Here is a 14138-nt window from a genome sequence, read left to right as displayed (position 1 = left end):
GCTGAAGTTCAAATACCATCACGTGCAATTCAGTGGTGTGACTCAGTTAGAGCAACTTCCCACGACGGACTCTGGGTACGTTGTGAAACGACATGCAACCGAATGGTTAAATGGCCTCGACGAAGCCACTGAACAGGAAATTCGAGAATCTGTAGTTGCAAAGCCCAACGATTTCTCTGGGAGTAAATACGCAACCGAGATTTCTGATATCCGCGTCACGGGCGCACCGGAGTTTGTGGAGACAGTTGGAAGTCTATTCAAACCGCTCCTGCAGTTCGAAGGGGAAGAAACCCGATTAGAAATCAATCTTCAGCGAACCGAAGACCGTGATACGGGAGAACTGACGGATAACTACGCACTGTATTTGTCTGTAGCCGAACGAGGGTAGGAAACAGTATTTTGGTTAGATTGGCTGCTCCGTTGAAGCCCTCAACCGTTGATGTAAAGGGGATCCTATCTTCCTACCGAGTTCGTAGACCTGCTTAGAACATGTGGTCAACTCATGGAGGTGCTTCAGCAAAGTCATTTTAGTAGACTTTAGCACGGGCCGCACCGGAATCGCTCATCACTTACGGATATCACGACCACCAAACAGCGCTGTTACTCACTGCTCAACAAGGAAGGCCCACTGTGTCAGTTAATCAGATTGAGTCTGTAGCGATCCTATTCGTTCGGTTCTGGTTCCAGTTGTTTCCCGGGGAACACAGGATCTTTGTCCGCCTGTCCAGCCGCTCCGATCAATTCGGCACTGACAGCTCCAGCGATGTCTGCCAGCATCTCTCTGTGGAGTAGTTCGCCTCCATGCGCGAACGCAACAATGTCTATCAGACTGCAAAGAAACGGTTGTGTGTCGTAGGCTAAGAGATCTCTGTGAACGATGATCTGCTCATCCTCGTGTTCGCAGGTCACCATCCTCGATGAATCGGTTGTCCGCAGCGACTCCGACACTTTTGCTTCCCACCCATCATCCGGCAATGCAACCCACGAGAACACGTCATGCCGCAACTCCCACATCTCCAACTCTTCGTCCGTAAGATCGTCCTCCTCGACAAACTCGTAGCTGAACGACTCTCTGAATTCTTCACGATATGCTTCAGCTCCACGAATTTGGTCGCCGTTGACGTCAGTGGTGTCCTCGATATCCGGCTTGATTCGGTCTGGGATAGTAACGATCTCATAGCCGTCTGAGCGAGCATTGTCGAACAAGTTCTGACTCCGATTCTGCTCATCATGTGTCGCCACCACGACGTCCCGTTCCGAATTCAGAATCTTGACCGCATGGACCTGCACCGGCTTCCAGTCTAACTCGTCGTGCGTCTCACCAGTTACAAACTCGTTCAAGTCATCGACTAATCGTGATGCTACAGTCTCTGACTCACAGGCTTGCAGGATTTTCTTCACTCGCGTTGAGTACGCTGTCCGACCTACGTTTGACCGTTCACGATTTAGCGCGTCGTTGATTTTCTTCGTCGTGTTCGTAATATTGTAGCTAAACAGGAAGTTCGGCTCTGATGCCACACGAAGCCCGCTCACGAACACTGACGCATCTTCGTTTTCCGGAACTTCGTACACGTCCCCGAACCGGGTCTGTTCGAGTAGTTCTGCGTCAGTGTAATCAATGAAGTTCTGCTTTGCCGCCTCGATATCCTCGTCCGTGATCCCGTCTAGTAAGACTTCTGTGCCTTTGATGTCTTTCTCTGGTGGGTGGATCTCAACGTGAAGGGTCTCAATTTCTTCGAATCCGTGTTTCGGGGCTTCCTTTACGGTGAACGTGTTGTAGGGAGAATGTATCGTAATGCCGATTCCGTGGCGGTGACAGGTCGCAATTGCGTCTTTGATCCCGACACCGAACTTTCCGATCACCTTGTCAGGGTTGTTCAGTTTCTCTTCGTCTTCAGCCTGGGTGAGATGCTCGTACCGGAATCCGCGTCCATAGTCCCGGATATGCCACGTGCCGTCGTCGCTATAGATGTCTGGATCATCTGTGTCTGTGAGGGCGGCCTCGTCTAGGGCGTTCGCAATGATTTCGCGTGCTGCGTCTGCTGGTCCCCACGCCTCTAGGACCTCCTCCATGTTCAAGTCAAATTCTCGTGTCGATGTTGACATACAGATTGGGTCGTTATACAGTCAAATAATACTGATTATAGGCAGGCACATCTGTATCACACTGTTCTGAAACGACTTTATTCAACCTCTCCACATCTGTCGATTCTCTGGGGATCGAGGAGGAGATTAACGTCAGAGGACGCTGTTCTCGGCGTACTCTGGATACTCTGAGTAAACGCGTTCGATGACTTGGCTCAGCGAAAGATGGTTGAACTCTTCCTTGATCTCTTCGGCCCTGCGGAGGATCTCCTGGAACTTCGCGTCGTCGGCGAGTTCGTCCTCGATGAAAGTGGTTCCCGCAGGTGTGAGTTCGTACCGGTATTTGACCTTGCCGCGGTCGAAGGTGTCGGACCGTTCAACGACGAGTTTGTTCTTATCCGAGTCCTCGCCGCGCAGTTCGTCGAGATCGGCATAGAGCGGCTGTGAGAACGGGCCGTAATCGTACGCAGTGAAATTGTACTTATCCGAAATCGGGAGACCACCGTCATCCTCTTCGAACTTCTTCTGTAGGAGGAATATCATCTTTTGGAGCCGTGTCCGCCCCTCTATCGGCTCCTCGTGATGTGCGTACATGAGCGCCAGCGGGAGAAGCTGTCTACGAAGCATTGGTGTCCACCTTTGTTGTCCGATCTAATGTAGATTCGAAGTCCGTACCGAAAATTCTTGCCGTCTGTTCCTCTGAGAAGACGATTCCTGTTCGGCCGGAGTGAATCCGCATAATCACGTGTTTCTCATCGATGATATAATAAGCCTTGTCGAGGTCGCCATGATACCGGAGATCTGCTTCTTCGAGGTCCTTCACGTTGTCCAACGCGGTTTCGGAGGCACCGATGATCTGGATGTCAACGCCGTCGGCGGCGAGTTCCTGGAGCGTATCTACGTCCTTTCGGCGGCTGATCCAGCGGAGGTCGGTGTCGACGATCCGGACGCTACTGGTAGCGTCGTCGATGAGACGGCGGATCTCGCTCACGGTCCCTGACGCGCTGGCGAGGACCCAAGAGTCGTCAGTGTGGTCAACGTTGTCATCGCGCTCCGTCTCCCAGGCGTTCGCAAGCTTCGCTTCAACCTCGTCGGATTCATCGATGAATCGCTCCTGTTCGTCTTGGATGACGTACCGAGGATGCTGGGCGTCGTACTCGGCAGGGCGGCGGCCCTGTTTGAGGACACACCCTTTCTCCTCAAGTCCCGAGAGGATGCTGTAGATGCGTGAATCGGGAATGTCTGCCCGAAGAGCGATGTCGCTCGCCTCCATCGGTCCATCCTTGACGAGCGCCGCGTACGCTGCGGCCTCATATTGACTCCAGTCGAGGGCGTCCTTCAGTTCATCCTTCAGAGGCATCCGTTCACTCCCACTTTGGAGGTGAAGTTTAATTATGCTTCCTTTGAGTGGTGGCTAGCTCCTATCGAACGAAAGTAGGGTTTGTAATACTCCGATTGATAGTAGTTTAGGATAGCATTATGTATCCCCCAGCCCAACAGGTCCACTGGAAAACGAATATGAGCGAGAACGACAACCTCGTTGACCTCATCATCGTCAGTAGCAGCGGCGATATCGAGGACGACTTCCCGGCAAACCAGAAAGTACAGGCACTGAAGACGTCGGTCATGGGCCGGCTGGACATCGACCCGTCGAAGGCGAAGCAGTACCAGCTCGTCCACGACGGCGACCCCCTTCCGGGGAACAAAACCCTCACCGAACTCGGCATCAACGACGGTGCAGAGCTCGTGCTGGAACCCGAACCCGAGGTCATCTAACTCCGGAGGTAGCGGGTTCCATGGACGACGAACTTTCGAAGACGAAGATGGCGGATCAGGTCGAGCGATTGGAGGCCACGTCGCTCGTCGAGCGGAACGGGTGGGCGGTTAAGGTCGACGATATGGACGTGTTCGTCGACATGCCGGTGGATGGCACGGAGTACACCCTGGCGGTGAACTTCGACAACTTCCCGCAGCAGGCCCCGTCGTACCAGTTCGACGGGAAGTGGCCAGACCACGCCCGTGGAATCCGTAGCGACAAGGGCATCTGCATCGACGGCACCCGGGAGTGCTACACCAACTACAACCATGACGAGCGGGAGGACGACTGGGATCCGGAAAAGTACGACCTCCCGAGTATGGTGCACAAGATCCACGGGATGATCCGCTCATGACCGGGGTTATCGCGTGGCTCCGCGACCGGTTCGGACGGACCCCGCCGGAGCCGAACGGCGATGACGAGGAGGACGGCGGCCGGGCGCGGCTCTCGCGGCCGTATGTCTCTCCCGGGAACGGTCGGCGGACGCGGGGCCTCTCGGGTCCCATCGAGAAATTCTACGTCCCGACGGCGGTGCTCCGCGAGACACAACGGTTCATTGAGGCACACGGTGCCGAGGGGACAGAGGCGTACGTGTTCTGGGCGGGTGCGGTCACCGATGGTGAGGCGTACATCACCACGTGCGTCTACCCGACTGCGAACGCGCGTCACGGCGGCGTGAAGGTGCCGTTGCGGAAAATGACCGAGATCAACCTGGAACTCCGGGACCGTGACCAGCTTGTCCTAGCACAGGTGCACTCCCATCCCGGGGTCGCGCGGCATTCGCCGGTGGACGAGGAGAAGGCCGTCAGCTTCCACGAGGGCTTCGTCTCCATCGTCGTCCCGGATTTCGGAGAGACGCCAGTGTACGATCTCCGGGATTGCGGGGTGTACGTCTACACCGCAGACGACGGATGGCGGCTGCTGGACGATGGCGAGATCGAGGACCAGTTCGTCATCGAGGAGACTGTCTTGGAGGTCTAATACATGGCTAGCGAGACACCATCCTGGAACTCGGATCGGACGGAGACCGCGGTCACGTGCCTCATGGACGGCGACCCGGACGGGGCCGTCGCCGCGGTCGCGGACCGGCACGTGACGGTCAGCGTCGCGGAGCCAGCGAACGAGAATTGCCAGCACGCCCTGTTCACGACGGTCAACCTGCTTGCGCGTCTGCATCCCATCGTCGACGAAGTGGCAGTGGCACTCCCGCGTGATGCGGACCGCAGGGTCCACGTGCCGGGCGTCGACGCAGGCACGGTCGGCGAGGCGGTCGCGGACCTCGCTGCGCTCATCGACTCGCCGGTCACAGTCCGGCAGACAGTGGAGCCTGACGGGGCCGATGCCACGCTTCACCTGGGCGCGGGGGCGGAGGACGCGACGGTGTCGGTCGGGTCGAACGGGTGGCTTGTCCACGCCACGACGGACGAGACGGCGACGCCGTTCAGCGGTCAAGTGAACCCAGTCGGCAGTTATACGGCTGCCTGCATGGGTGTGGCCGAAGTGTTCAAGGCGATGCTCCGCGAGACTGTCGGCGCAGAGAACGTCCGAGGTCGGGTGACCCCGGTCGGGTCAGTAACGTTCTCGACGTACGACTACACCGTCGATCGGGCCGATCCAGCGAACCCCGAGCTGCCGGGAGTCGTAAACCTCCACAATCTGAACGTGGTCGGCGTGGGTGCCGGCGGTGGTGCCCTCGTACAGACGTTGAGCGCGTTGGATGCGATAAGGGGGACCATCCGGCTGGTGGACAGCGACGAGGTGTCGGCGTCGAACCTGAACAGGTATATCTGGGCGTACCGGCGGGATGTGGGGTCGATGAAGGCTAAGGTCGGGAAGCGAGCCGTGGTTGACGCACACCCGGCGTTGACGTTCTCGGTACAGGCCCATCCCGAGCCGTACATCCAGTTTTCTGACCGAGTCGATGCGGACGCGTTGGAGCTAGTGGTGTCGGCGGTGGACACGGTGCGGGCGCGGAAGCAGATCCAGTGGGATTTCCCGGAGACGGTCCTGGATGCGGCGACGAATCAGCAGGGCGACTACGTTGTGCTGCGCGTGGTGTTCGGCGAGGGGCAGTGCCTGGCGTGCAAGCACCAGGGTCGGCAGGACGGAGTGACGCGGGAGATGTCCGTGTTGTCGGATCAGATTGGACTCGAAACGGAGACACTCGTCGAGATGAACACGGACAATGCGGCGTTCACCCAAGAGCAGGTGGACCAAGTCACGGCGTACGTCGACGGCGACGACGATATCACGGTGCCGGAGCCAGGGGAACGGTTCAGCGACTGGTTCCGACTACACTGCGGTCACATCGATCTCGGCGGGGCGGATATGGAGGTACCAGTTCCGTTCCTCCCAGTCACAGCGGGAGTGCTGCTCGCGGGCGAGGTTATCAAGCAGCGGCACTTCCCGGAGGCGGTGGTCAATAACCGGTTCACCCACAACATGCTGGGGGTACCGGTCGAAGGGATGCACCGGTTCACGAACCCGCATCCTGACTGCGAGGTCTGTGGCGACCCAGACGCGGTTGAGCGGTACGAGGAAAAGTGGGGGACAGCAGGGAAGCCGGCCGTCATCAACTTCATCAACGAGGAGTATCCCACGAACCGGAGCGCCGAGGGACAGGCTGACGTCGTGGCCTACCTATATGGGCAGGACGCGTTGCCGGGGACCGACCCGGAGGTTCGGACGCGGCAGATCCTTGAGAGCGTGCCGACGGCCACACGGAACCACATCGACAACCTGGTGAACGAAGTCGGACTGGTCGAGCAGCACGAGCCACAGGGCGGCCGGTCATTCATCTTCCACGAGCGGACGGAAGAACGGCTTTACGACGAGGACCTCGGTCCCATCATTGACGAGGAGATGGAGCGCCTCCTAGCTCACGTTGGGGACGATGCGGAGGTCCGGCAGTTCGTCGCCGCCCTGCTGGATATCGACACGACGGACCTGGATTCGGAGGAGGTCATGGAGGCTATTCGTGACCGGCTCTTCGCGGGGGACGACGAGGAGGAGCGGATGAACCTGTTCGACGAGGTCGCGCAGGAAATCGAGGCCGCGAACGTCGAAAAGGGCGACCACGACTACGCGCCGATCGGGTGGCGGCGGACCTCGAACAGGTACACGCTGACGCAACGAGCGGTCGATCTGTACGAGGGTGAGCGGTAGATGGGGTACAAAACAGGACTTCTGAAGTATTGGTTGAAAGGGCCGTTCAAGAACCCAATCGCGTTCTACATCTACGGTGCGGGCCTGCTGGCGCTGCTTAACGCAGCTCCGCACCTCGTGCAGGGCGAGTTCATCCTGATGACACTGGAGTATTTTATCACGAAGTACCTGCCGCCGACTTCGGTGGGACAGGTGATTGGGCAGGTGCTGATCGGGACGTTCGTGGCCGGCGTTAAGTGGTTCATGTTCACACCACGGATATAGGACTACGAACGTTAGGATACGCCGTTCCAGAACCCAGTAACTACCGAACGGCACGTCGTTTAAATTGGACTGCCCCAAACTCGATCCCACTAATGGACATGGATGATATCTATGACCGGGTTGAAGCACGTCGACGAAATCGTGACGAGCTTGAAGCATGGTGGGACGATCACCACGGCGATTTCACACAGGACCAGTACGATACCCTCTTCGAATGGATCATCGATGAACCGTTCGCCTACTTCCCCCTTGTCGTTAGACTAACCCTTGACACCGCCGATACCGCCACCGACCTCGCAGCTAATCTCGAACGCCTCGCACCCCACATCAACGCCGACCTCGCCTGGGGCGACTTTTATACCGCATTTGGAGAATACATGCAGTCCAACCCCATCTTAGCGCAGGAACTCTACACCGAACTCCCCGTTGACACCGCTGACTGGACACACCCCATCATTGGCCCAGTCATTGCCGGACTTCCCCGCGACGACGCAACAGCCGAACTCCGTCGGTTGCTGGACAGCCACGACCAAACCAAAGTCGAAGCAGGAATCCGCGGCCTGGCAACCGCCTTTGAGGACACAGAACTCCCACCACAACTCATTGACGCGCTGAAACAACTGGCTGACGACCCCGCATTTCATACCGAAGTGATCCGTGCTATTACAGCCGTCTTCACGGCCAACCCCGACCTGTGGGACCTAACGCTCAACATCGGACGGAATAATCCCGCCCACATTCCTCGTATTCTTCAACAATACGGTCGCCACATCGAACGGGTCCATCTCGAAGAGTATCTCGCGCTCGCAGAACACGGCATGACAGAAGGTACCGTCGATGACGTCCCGGTCCACTTCCTCTACATGGATTTCCCCGACGCAACAGACCAATTAGCCGATTTCGCGGTCACCCTGAGCGACACCAACCTCACGTCAACCACGCAACTCGTGGACCACGTTGCGGATGAAAACGATGCTATCCTCTCCGCCGTCCTCGCCCGCGTTGATACATTCCCGTCTGCGTTTCACGCCGTTGAAACGGTGTTCGCCGCCGGGAAAGACGGCCCGGAACGCCTCGCTGGCTTGGTCATTGACCGATACGATCCAAGTTACCGTCGCGTCATGCTTCAACTGCTGCAAAAGGCGGTCGGTGAACTCTTCTTCGCCACCGCATACGACCGGTCAACGGCAACCAGTCTCGCCGACTTCCTCACCACGATCGATACACCAGCCTTTGTCCGCCCCGTCGACAATGAACTGATCGATCAAGAGCCAGCTGACGACGAGCAACACAACAAAGAGGTGTACTACCACCTCTACAACGTCCTCAACGATCACCTCGAAAACCGGGAATACGATCAAAGCATCCTCACTCGACTCAACGAGTACCCCCAGCTCAAAAGCCACTTCCAGACCCGGTTATCGCGGAAGATTGACCAAGCGACGTACCACCCGATGCTTGATCTCCTCCGAAACGATGCAGAGACCTATCTCACGTTCCTTGAAGAAAACTGGAATCAGATACCAGCGGCGAAGCAACAGCAACTGCTCGGGGACGCCTTCGAATCCACATTGAGTGAAATCGGGTTCTTTCTCTGGCTTGACGACCACGGCCTCACCTACCGTATCGACGTTCCACTACACCACCACGAGACCGGTGAGGAATTGGACAAGGACGTGGACGTGGTCGTGGACAACAACTACATCGAAATCCGAGCACCACAGCTTTGGCGTAATCTTGACGTCGCAAACAAGGTGATCGGCATCCCCAACACTGCATACAACAAGATCGCTGACAAATTCAAATCCGATTACACCAACACGGCCGAGCTGACAGAAGACCCCGTATTCATCGCGCTCGACATCACCCAATCAGAAATCATGCCAGAACAGGTCGTGGCCTCGCTCTACGGCTCATTGAAAATCCAACTCACGTACGACACTGAAACAGGCCAAGCCGTTGACGACCGCCCCGTTCGTGACCCCGACGACGCCCTCCAGGGATGGCCACTACTAGATGACAACCTGAATGGCGTGATCTGGTATACTGCCCACATCACCACCGATAGCGACGGCATACCCGAACTCCAAGTGGACGGTGACGTGATCCCGAATCCCCATCACCAAGACGAGGACAACCCCGAATACTGCAGCGACTTAGCGGACACCCTGTTCAACCCGTGACCGACACCTATCGGCGCAAGGCCTGTTCGCGCTCATCCAGCAAGACGAGATCGGATTGAATCTCGAAGTTCCTAGCGTTATCGCTGGTCTGAAGACTGATTCAAGGTTCACCGAGGGGGATAGCCGAAGATCTCTTTGAATCGTACGCAGTCAGGGAGGGTTTTTCAAGACCACCTGTGAACGGGGAGGTATGCCACAGCCTTCGTATCCGGAGATTCTTCAGAAATTGGCAGCGGATACAGATTCGATTTACTTGCTCCCTCGTGAACGGACGAAACAGGACGGTGATGAACTCTACGTCTATGAAAATGCGACCGATACGATTCGGAAGGTCTTGGCCTCGAATGATGTCCCTTGTCAGATGGCAACAGAGGACGACTCGGCGTCTATCGCCGTTGAGCGGTCGGTCGAAATCGGGCTTCCTGCTCTGGCTGTTTCCTATGCGTTCTACCGGAAGAACAAGGATGTCATCAAGACCGCCATCCGATCGATCGCTGACTATTATATTGCGAAAGCTGAGCGCGAAGTCGACGTCACAATCAAGCAAGAAACAGCAGATGGGGAGTGGGAAACATTCCAGTACAAAGGCCACCCGGATGACCTCGAAACCGTGTTATCAGAGATTGATGAGGAACTTGATCACGATGACTGAGGATGATATCCCATTGCTCACCGAGTATCGGAACGTAGCCCACGACGCACAGACCCTGACATTTCTCCCACGAGATACTGACCTCCAGTTGGAGGCTGTCGAGGACTTAACCGAGTTTATCCAGACGGTGAACGCTCGCCAACAAGAGGCGATCGAACACCGCGATGAGGATACCGCGAATCTCCTGCTTGCGATGCGATGCGGCTGTAAGGCGGTACGCGCCGAATTGAATATGTGGCTCGCCTTGAAGAAGCAGGACTGGGGAAATGCGTGGAGCGAATTAGTTGATGCCCAAGACTTTCTGCAATCCGCACAGGCCGCTCATGCAATTACGCGGACTGAGGATATTCAGAATTTACGTGAAAAGTACGATTGGATCGAGACGTTTGTATTCCCACCGCAGACGTATCTGAGCCCCGGATTAGTGGTCGACCAGTTTCTATGCTCGATTTGTGGTGCCGACTATCAAGACTGCGATCACATCGCTGGTCTCCCATACTGGGGCCAAATCTGTAGCCGGATCATTGAAGAAGCCACAGTCCGGGAGGTATCCGTGGTTGACGAGCCCGAAGACAAAAACTGTCGTATCACCCACTTCTCAACTGACGATGGAATGGTGAGAAGCAAAATGACGTGGGAGAAATTTGTCCCAGATGATGATTCTAGACTTGCAAGTCTTACAGAGGGCGGTAATCGATTCACCGGAATCGTCCTACAGCCAAACGGCGTCTACTCGCAGGAGGAGATCGACACATTACAACAGACGGATACATAATAATCATCTCTCTGTCAATAGGATTCCTGTACATCTCCAGAAGCTCAAAATGTGTCATTTCCAATCTTATTTGGGTTCTATGTACTCTGAGCGGCTGTGAGGTAAATGAACAAGGAAGAGACTCGAAGAAATGGACATTATCCGGACGAACGCACTGTTCAATTTCGTCCAGCAACTCAAACATATCGGCGTGCTCGCCACGGAGACACGCAGTCACAGCGGGAAGATCAGCGAGTACAACTCTGATGCGAAACCGTGGGTGTTGCGAGACGACCAGTGAGGTAGTGTGGGAACGCAAAACAGTCCGTCCTTTGACCCATGCGTATCCTGCTGAGTGAGAAGTCGTGATCGCTGCACGTCCAGCGGACGAGGGTTTATACCTGGCAGGTTCATTTGAGCAATTAAGCGACGCCCGAGAATCTCCCCGCATCTACAAGCTGACGATGCATAGACCCTCTCTGGTACACTAATTCGATACCGCAATCCCTGGTATCATAGACCCTTGCCGACGCGAGGCCAGCGCGTCGTCGGACGTCGCGTGTTAGCAGTACGATCAGCGGACAGCACGCGACACCAATGACACGAAAAACCGCATCTGAAGTCGGTGAAAGCACAGATCAGGGCAACGAGAAGAACGTGGCCCTCGAAACGGTAGAAGACAAAGCCAGAGAAGCTCTCAAACACGATCACCCAGGGAAGGCCTGTGACGTCACCGTTCGCGCTCATAACCGCGATCACGACTCCAGTCACAGCGTGACTGACCACCTCATCAGAACCGGCGAGGAGTGGATCGGGGTTCAAACGTGGGCGGAGGCCGGCGGCGGAAACGGTCTTGCAGTCAAAGATCACGGCGAAACCCTTCAAGTTGAAGCGCTGGAACTTGACCACGACCTCATCGCTGACCGCATCCGCAGCGAAGCGCTTGACGCAATCGACACTCACGAAGCGGTCGGGCGACCGGTCAAACCGTTCACCGCTCTCGTCCGAAACGTCACGGAGGTCGCGGACGACCTCGTAACCAGATGGCAGACTGGGTCGGAACAGGTCGTCAAAGAGAGGCTCTACGAAGGGCTCGCTGGATGGACCGGGCGCACTGCGTGGACCGCGCACGAAGATGAAGCCATCTACATTGAAGCAGACAGGGCGGCAACGTGGTTCATTGACGAGCACGTCACCGGCGATGTGAGTGACGACGTCGAAGCGACCATTCACGACATCTACGTGGAGGCGTTATACGACGCTGTCAGCGATCACCGCAGCCGACAAACACCACATCTGGAATACGGAGTGGAGGTGACGCTCGTAGACTAAGATCACTCAAGCAATGCTGATACATGGATTTTTGAAACCTCGTTCTGTTAGTGGATAACGACAAAATATGGCGGAGAACCCTATTGTCGTGGATCCCGGCCGTGAAAACCGGCAGGACAAACTGCCCTACCCGATCGTTCAGTACCCGGCCCACTACGGTGTGTTCATCGGGTTTAAACCGGAATCGAATGGTGACCTCCATTTTTGCAGTTGTGCGAAGGACGCGATCCGGAACTACACCCGGTGTGAAATGGAGAACCCTGCTGTCTCTGGCCGTACACCATCAGTTGAGAACATTCTCAGTCGGAAATTTCCGGAGGATACACTTGATCAAGTACCGGATACGGATGTTGACTCACCGGACGCCATCATTGAGGAACTCAATTTTGCCGACCAGCTTTGCCACCGCTGTAACGGCGTCGTCCCCGAATACCGGTACTGTCACGAGATGTACGGCACCGTCTTCACGCAAAAACACGGTTGGTATGTCAACCAGCAACAGTACGAATACGGAGTCTGCGGCGGGAATGACTATCTCCACGACGCCCTTCCCGAAGATCTCACCGACATCTTGGACGATGGCTTCCGCGACCGCCTTGACCGATACGAACGCCTCCAAGAGAAGAAATGGGAACGCGAACGAGAGATTAGGGAACAGAAAGAGGAAGCGATTGACGAGGTCCGGGACGAATTGCCGGATGATATCGACCGGGAGGAGCGGTACCGCCGGATCCGCAAGGCTCGGGAGCCCTACGAAGAGATGGATCCACTACCCGACGACGAAGCAGAGGATTTCGCGGAGCTGCAGGACCAGTTGCAGGCGGAGCGCAAGGAGATCATGGACACTGTCGAGAACGAGGTTCGGCAGGCGTTCGGCCACTACAAGAAGGGCAACCGATGGACCAGCGAAACCATCCTCTACCAGCTCGTGGAATCGAACTATCCAGACCACACCATCAAGCGTCACTACCGGCCGGACTTTCTCAACGGACTGGAGCTAGATATTTTTCTCGAAGAAGCCGAGGTCGGAATTGAATACCAGGGAATCCAGCACTACGAGGCAGTGGATCACTGGGGTGGCGAGGAAGGCCTCAAACAGCGGCAGGAGCGCGACCAGAAAAAGAAGGAACTGTGCAACGAGCATGACATCGATCTGGTATGCATCCGGCACGACCAGGAATTGACGGACGCACTTATCGAACGGACAATCAACCCGTTAATTGAGGAGTGATGATGCTGCGTGGTATCAGGTGGTACCTTCTCCTTCTGCAGAGGACCGTCGGTGGTGGTATTGGAGACTTCCCGCGGCCGCTTGGACAGCCGCCAATCAACACCCTCACGTGTGGTCTGTACAGCGATTCCGTAGTTTCCATTGTTGGTCTCGCTAGTCTGGGGAGCTTCGCACGCAAATACAGGTTCTGTAACACTACTTCAAGAATTCGACCACACCAGGCGCTGTAACTGGTATATTCGATATTTCACGTGTCGTATCTTCTATCGTTAGGGCTAGTTGGAGCCAGATGTTCGTGTTCTATCTGGGGTCTGAATCGGCTATGAGGCAGAGTTTTAAAAGTGGGTAGATTCTCAACCTGTTCGGGTCGAACCAATGCAAGAAACAAACGCAAGCGTTCGAGTACAGAAGCTCGACGAAGCAAAAGACATCATCGTAGAGTTAGAAGAACAGAAAGGAATGGAATTAGGCGGGCCGCGAGGCGCGTTGTTCCGTGCTGGTGGCACTGTGGATTCCGGGCAGGCCTACATAGAGCGTGTCATAGAAAGCCTCCCAAGGGAGGCCGCAGGGTTTGGAAACTGTGTCCACCAGCTCCAACGCCCTGCAAGACGTAGCTTCGGTTAACGACTTCTTGAATGCGGCGGCTACTGAGACAG

At 56.1% G+C, this 14138-nt stretch carries 15 protein-coding genes; 12 read left to right on the top strand and 3 right to left on the bottom strand.

Annotated elements, in window-relative coordinates:
- Positions 1-37 precede the first annotated feature (37 nt).
- Positions 38-388 carry a hypothetical protein gene (locus tag D1409_RS23940; protein ID WP_123539475.1) on the top strand — a complete coding sequence of 117 codons (351 nt, stop codon included), beginning with the start codon at positions 38-40 and terminating at the stop codon, positions 386-388.
- A 275-nt stretch (positions 389-663) separates the two neighbouring features.
- On the opposite strand, the gene D1409_RS23935 is transcribed toward D1409_RS23940, so the two are convergent.
- From D1409_RS23935 to D1409_RS23925, 3 genes are all read right to left on the bottom strand, one after another.
- Positions 664-2106 (bottom strand): ATP-binding protein, encoded by a 1443-nt coding sequence (locus D1409_RS23935; protein ID WP_123539474.1) that lies wholly within the window; start codon positions 2104-2106, stop codon positions 664-666.
- 132 nt (positions 2107-2238) lie between these two features.
- Positions 2239-2712, bottom strand: a complete 474-nt coding sequence (locus tag D1409_RS23930) for a hypothetical protein (protein WP_164471896.1) — start codon at positions 2710-2712, stop codon at positions 2239-2241.
- Positions 2702-3445, bottom strand: a complete 744-nt coding sequence (locus D1409_RS23925; protein ID WP_123539472.1) for a TrmB family transcriptional regulator — start codon at positions 3443-3445, stop codon at positions 2702-2704. The genes D1409_RS23930 and D1409_RS23925 overlap by 11 nt, the downstream gene beginning before the upstream one ends.
- A 158-nt stretch (positions 3446-3603) precedes the next feature.
- Between D1409_RS23925 and D1409_RS23920 the strand changes: the two genes are divergently transcribed.
- The 11 genes from D1409_RS23920 (at position 3604) to D1409_RS23875 (ending at position 13482) form a co-directional block, all read left to right on the top strand.
- Positions 3604-3861 carry an EsaB/YukD family protein gene (locus D1409_RS23920; RefSeq protein WP_164471895.1) on the top strand — a complete coding sequence of 86 codons (258 nt, stop codon included), beginning with the start codon at positions 3604-3606 and terminating at the stop codon, positions 3859-3861.
- Between the two features lie 20 nt (positions 3862-3881).
- Positions 3882-4256 carry a hypothetical protein gene (locus D1409_RS23915; protein WP_123539470.1) on the top strand — a complete coding sequence of 125 codons (375 nt, stop codon included), beginning with the start codon at positions 3882-3884 and terminating at the stop codon, positions 4254-4256.
- Positions 4253-4882, top strand: a complete 630-nt coding sequence (locus D1409_RS23910) for a Mov34/MPN/PAD-1 family protein (protein ID WP_123539469.1) — start codon at positions 4253-4255, stop codon at positions 4880-4882. The genes D1409_RS23915 and D1409_RS23910 overlap by 4 nt, the downstream gene beginning before the upstream one ends.
- Before the next feature lie 3 nt (positions 4883-4885).
- Positions 4886-7066, top strand: coding sequence for a ThiF family adenylyltransferase (locus tag D1409_RS23905; protein WP_123539468.1), 2181 nt, complete (start codon positions 4886-4888; stop codon positions 7064-7066).
- A complete protein-coding gene (locus D1409_RS23900; RefSeq protein ID WP_123539467.1) occupies positions 7067-7330 on the top strand; it encodes a hypothetical protein in 264 nt (87 codons plus the stop codon).
- Positions 7331-7422: 92 nt separating this feature from the next.
- On the top strand, positions 7423-9513 hold the full coding sequence (locus tag D1409_RS23895) for a hypothetical protein (RefSeq protein WP_123539466.1): 2091 nt from the start codon (positions 7423-7425) through the stop codon (positions 9511-9513).
- Positions 9514-9703: 190 nt separating this feature from the next.
- Complete coding sequence (locus tag D1409_RS23890) at positions 9704-10165, top strand: hypothetical protein (RefSeq protein WP_123539465.1); 462 nt, start codon at positions 9704-9706, stop codon at positions 10163-10165.
- Positions 10158-10940, top strand: coding sequence for a hypothetical protein (locus tag D1409_RS23885; protein WP_123539464.1), 783 nt, complete (start codon positions 10158-10160; stop codon positions 10938-10940). The genes D1409_RS23890 and D1409_RS23885 overlap by 8 nt, the downstream gene beginning before the upstream one ends.
- A 130-nt stretch (positions 10941-11070) precedes the next feature.
- Positions 11071-11220 carry a hypothetical protein gene (locus D1409_RS25060; protein WP_164471893.1) on the top strand — a complete coding sequence of 50 codons (150 nt, stop codon included), beginning with the start codon at positions 11071-11073 and terminating at the stop codon, positions 11218-11220.
- Between the two features lie 296 nt (positions 11221-11516).
- On the top strand, positions 11517-12251 hold the full coding sequence (locus D1409_RS23880) for a hypothetical protein (RefSeq protein WP_164471894.1): 735 nt from the start codon (positions 11517-11519) through the stop codon (positions 12249-12251).
- A gap of 67 nt (positions 12252-12318) precedes the next feature.
- The gene (locus tag D1409_RS23875) at positions 12319-13482 is read left to right on the top strand and encodes a hypothetical protein (RefSeq protein ID WP_123539462.1); all 1164 of its coding nucleotides are present in this window, start codon (positions 12319-12321) and stop codon (positions 13480-13482) included.
- Positions 13483-14138 lie beyond the last annotated feature (656 nt).

Source organism: Halosimplex salinum (genome assembly GCF_003730195.1).
Taxonomy (GTDB): Archaea; Halobacteriota; Halobacteria; order Halobacteriales; family Haloarculaceae; genus Halosimplex; species Halosimplex salinum.
This window is presented reverse-complemented; position numbering and strand designations above follow the sequence as displayed.

Coding starts and splice junctions, on each gene's coding strand:
- D1409_RS23925 (WP_123539472.1), bottom strand. CDS start 3,445: ATGCCTCTGAAGGATGAACTGAAGGACGCCCTCGACTGGAGTCAATAT.
- D1409_RS23920 (WP_164471895.1), top strand. CDS start 3,604: ATGAGCGAGAACGACAACCTCGTTGACCTCATCATCGTCAGTAGCAGC.
- D1409_RS23915 (WP_123539470.1), top strand. CDS start 3,882: ATGGACGACGAACTTTCGAAGACGAAGATGGCGGATCAGGTCGAGCGA.
- D1409_RS23935 (WP_123539474.1), bottom strand. CDS start 2,106: ATGTCAACATCGACACGAGAATTTGACTTGAACATGGAGGAGGTCCTA.
- D1409_RS23890 (WP_123539465.1), top strand. CDS start 9,704: ATGCCACAGCCTTCGTATCCGGAGATTCTTCAGAAATTGGCAGCGGAT.
- D1409_RS25060 (WP_164471893.1), top strand. CDS start 11,071: ATGGACATTATCCGGACGAACGCACTGTTCAATTTCGTCCAGCAACTC.
- D1409_RS23895 (WP_123539466.1), top strand. CDS start 7,423: ATGGACATGGATGATATCTATGACCGGGTTGAAGCACGTCGACGAAAT.
- D1409_RS23875 (WP_123539462.1), top strand. CDS start 12,319: ATGGCGGAGAACCCTATTGTCGTGGATCCCGGCCGTGAAAACCGGCAG.
- D1409_RS23900 (WP_123539467.1), top strand. CDS start 7,067: ATGGGGTACAAAACAGGACTTCTGAAGTATTGGTTGAAAGGGCCGTTC.
- D1409_RS23885 (WP_123539464.1), top strand. CDS start 10,158: ATGACTGAGGATGATATCCCATTGCTCACCGAGTATCGGAACGTAGCC.
- D1409_RS23930 (WP_164471896.1), bottom strand. CDS start 2,712: ATGCTTCGTAGACAGCTTCTCCCGCTGGCGCTCATGTACGCACATCAC.
- D1409_RS23910 (WP_123539469.1), top strand. CDS start 4,253: ATGACCGGGGTTATCGCGTGGCTCCGCGACCGGTTCGGACGGACCCCG.
- D1409_RS23905 (WP_123539468.1), top strand. CDS start 4,886: ATGGCTAGCGAGACACCATCCTGGAACTCGGATCGGACGGAGACCGCG.
- D1409_RS23880 (WP_164471894.1), top strand. CDS start 11,517: ATGACACGAAAAACCGCATCTGAAGTCGGTGAAAGCACAGATCAGGGC.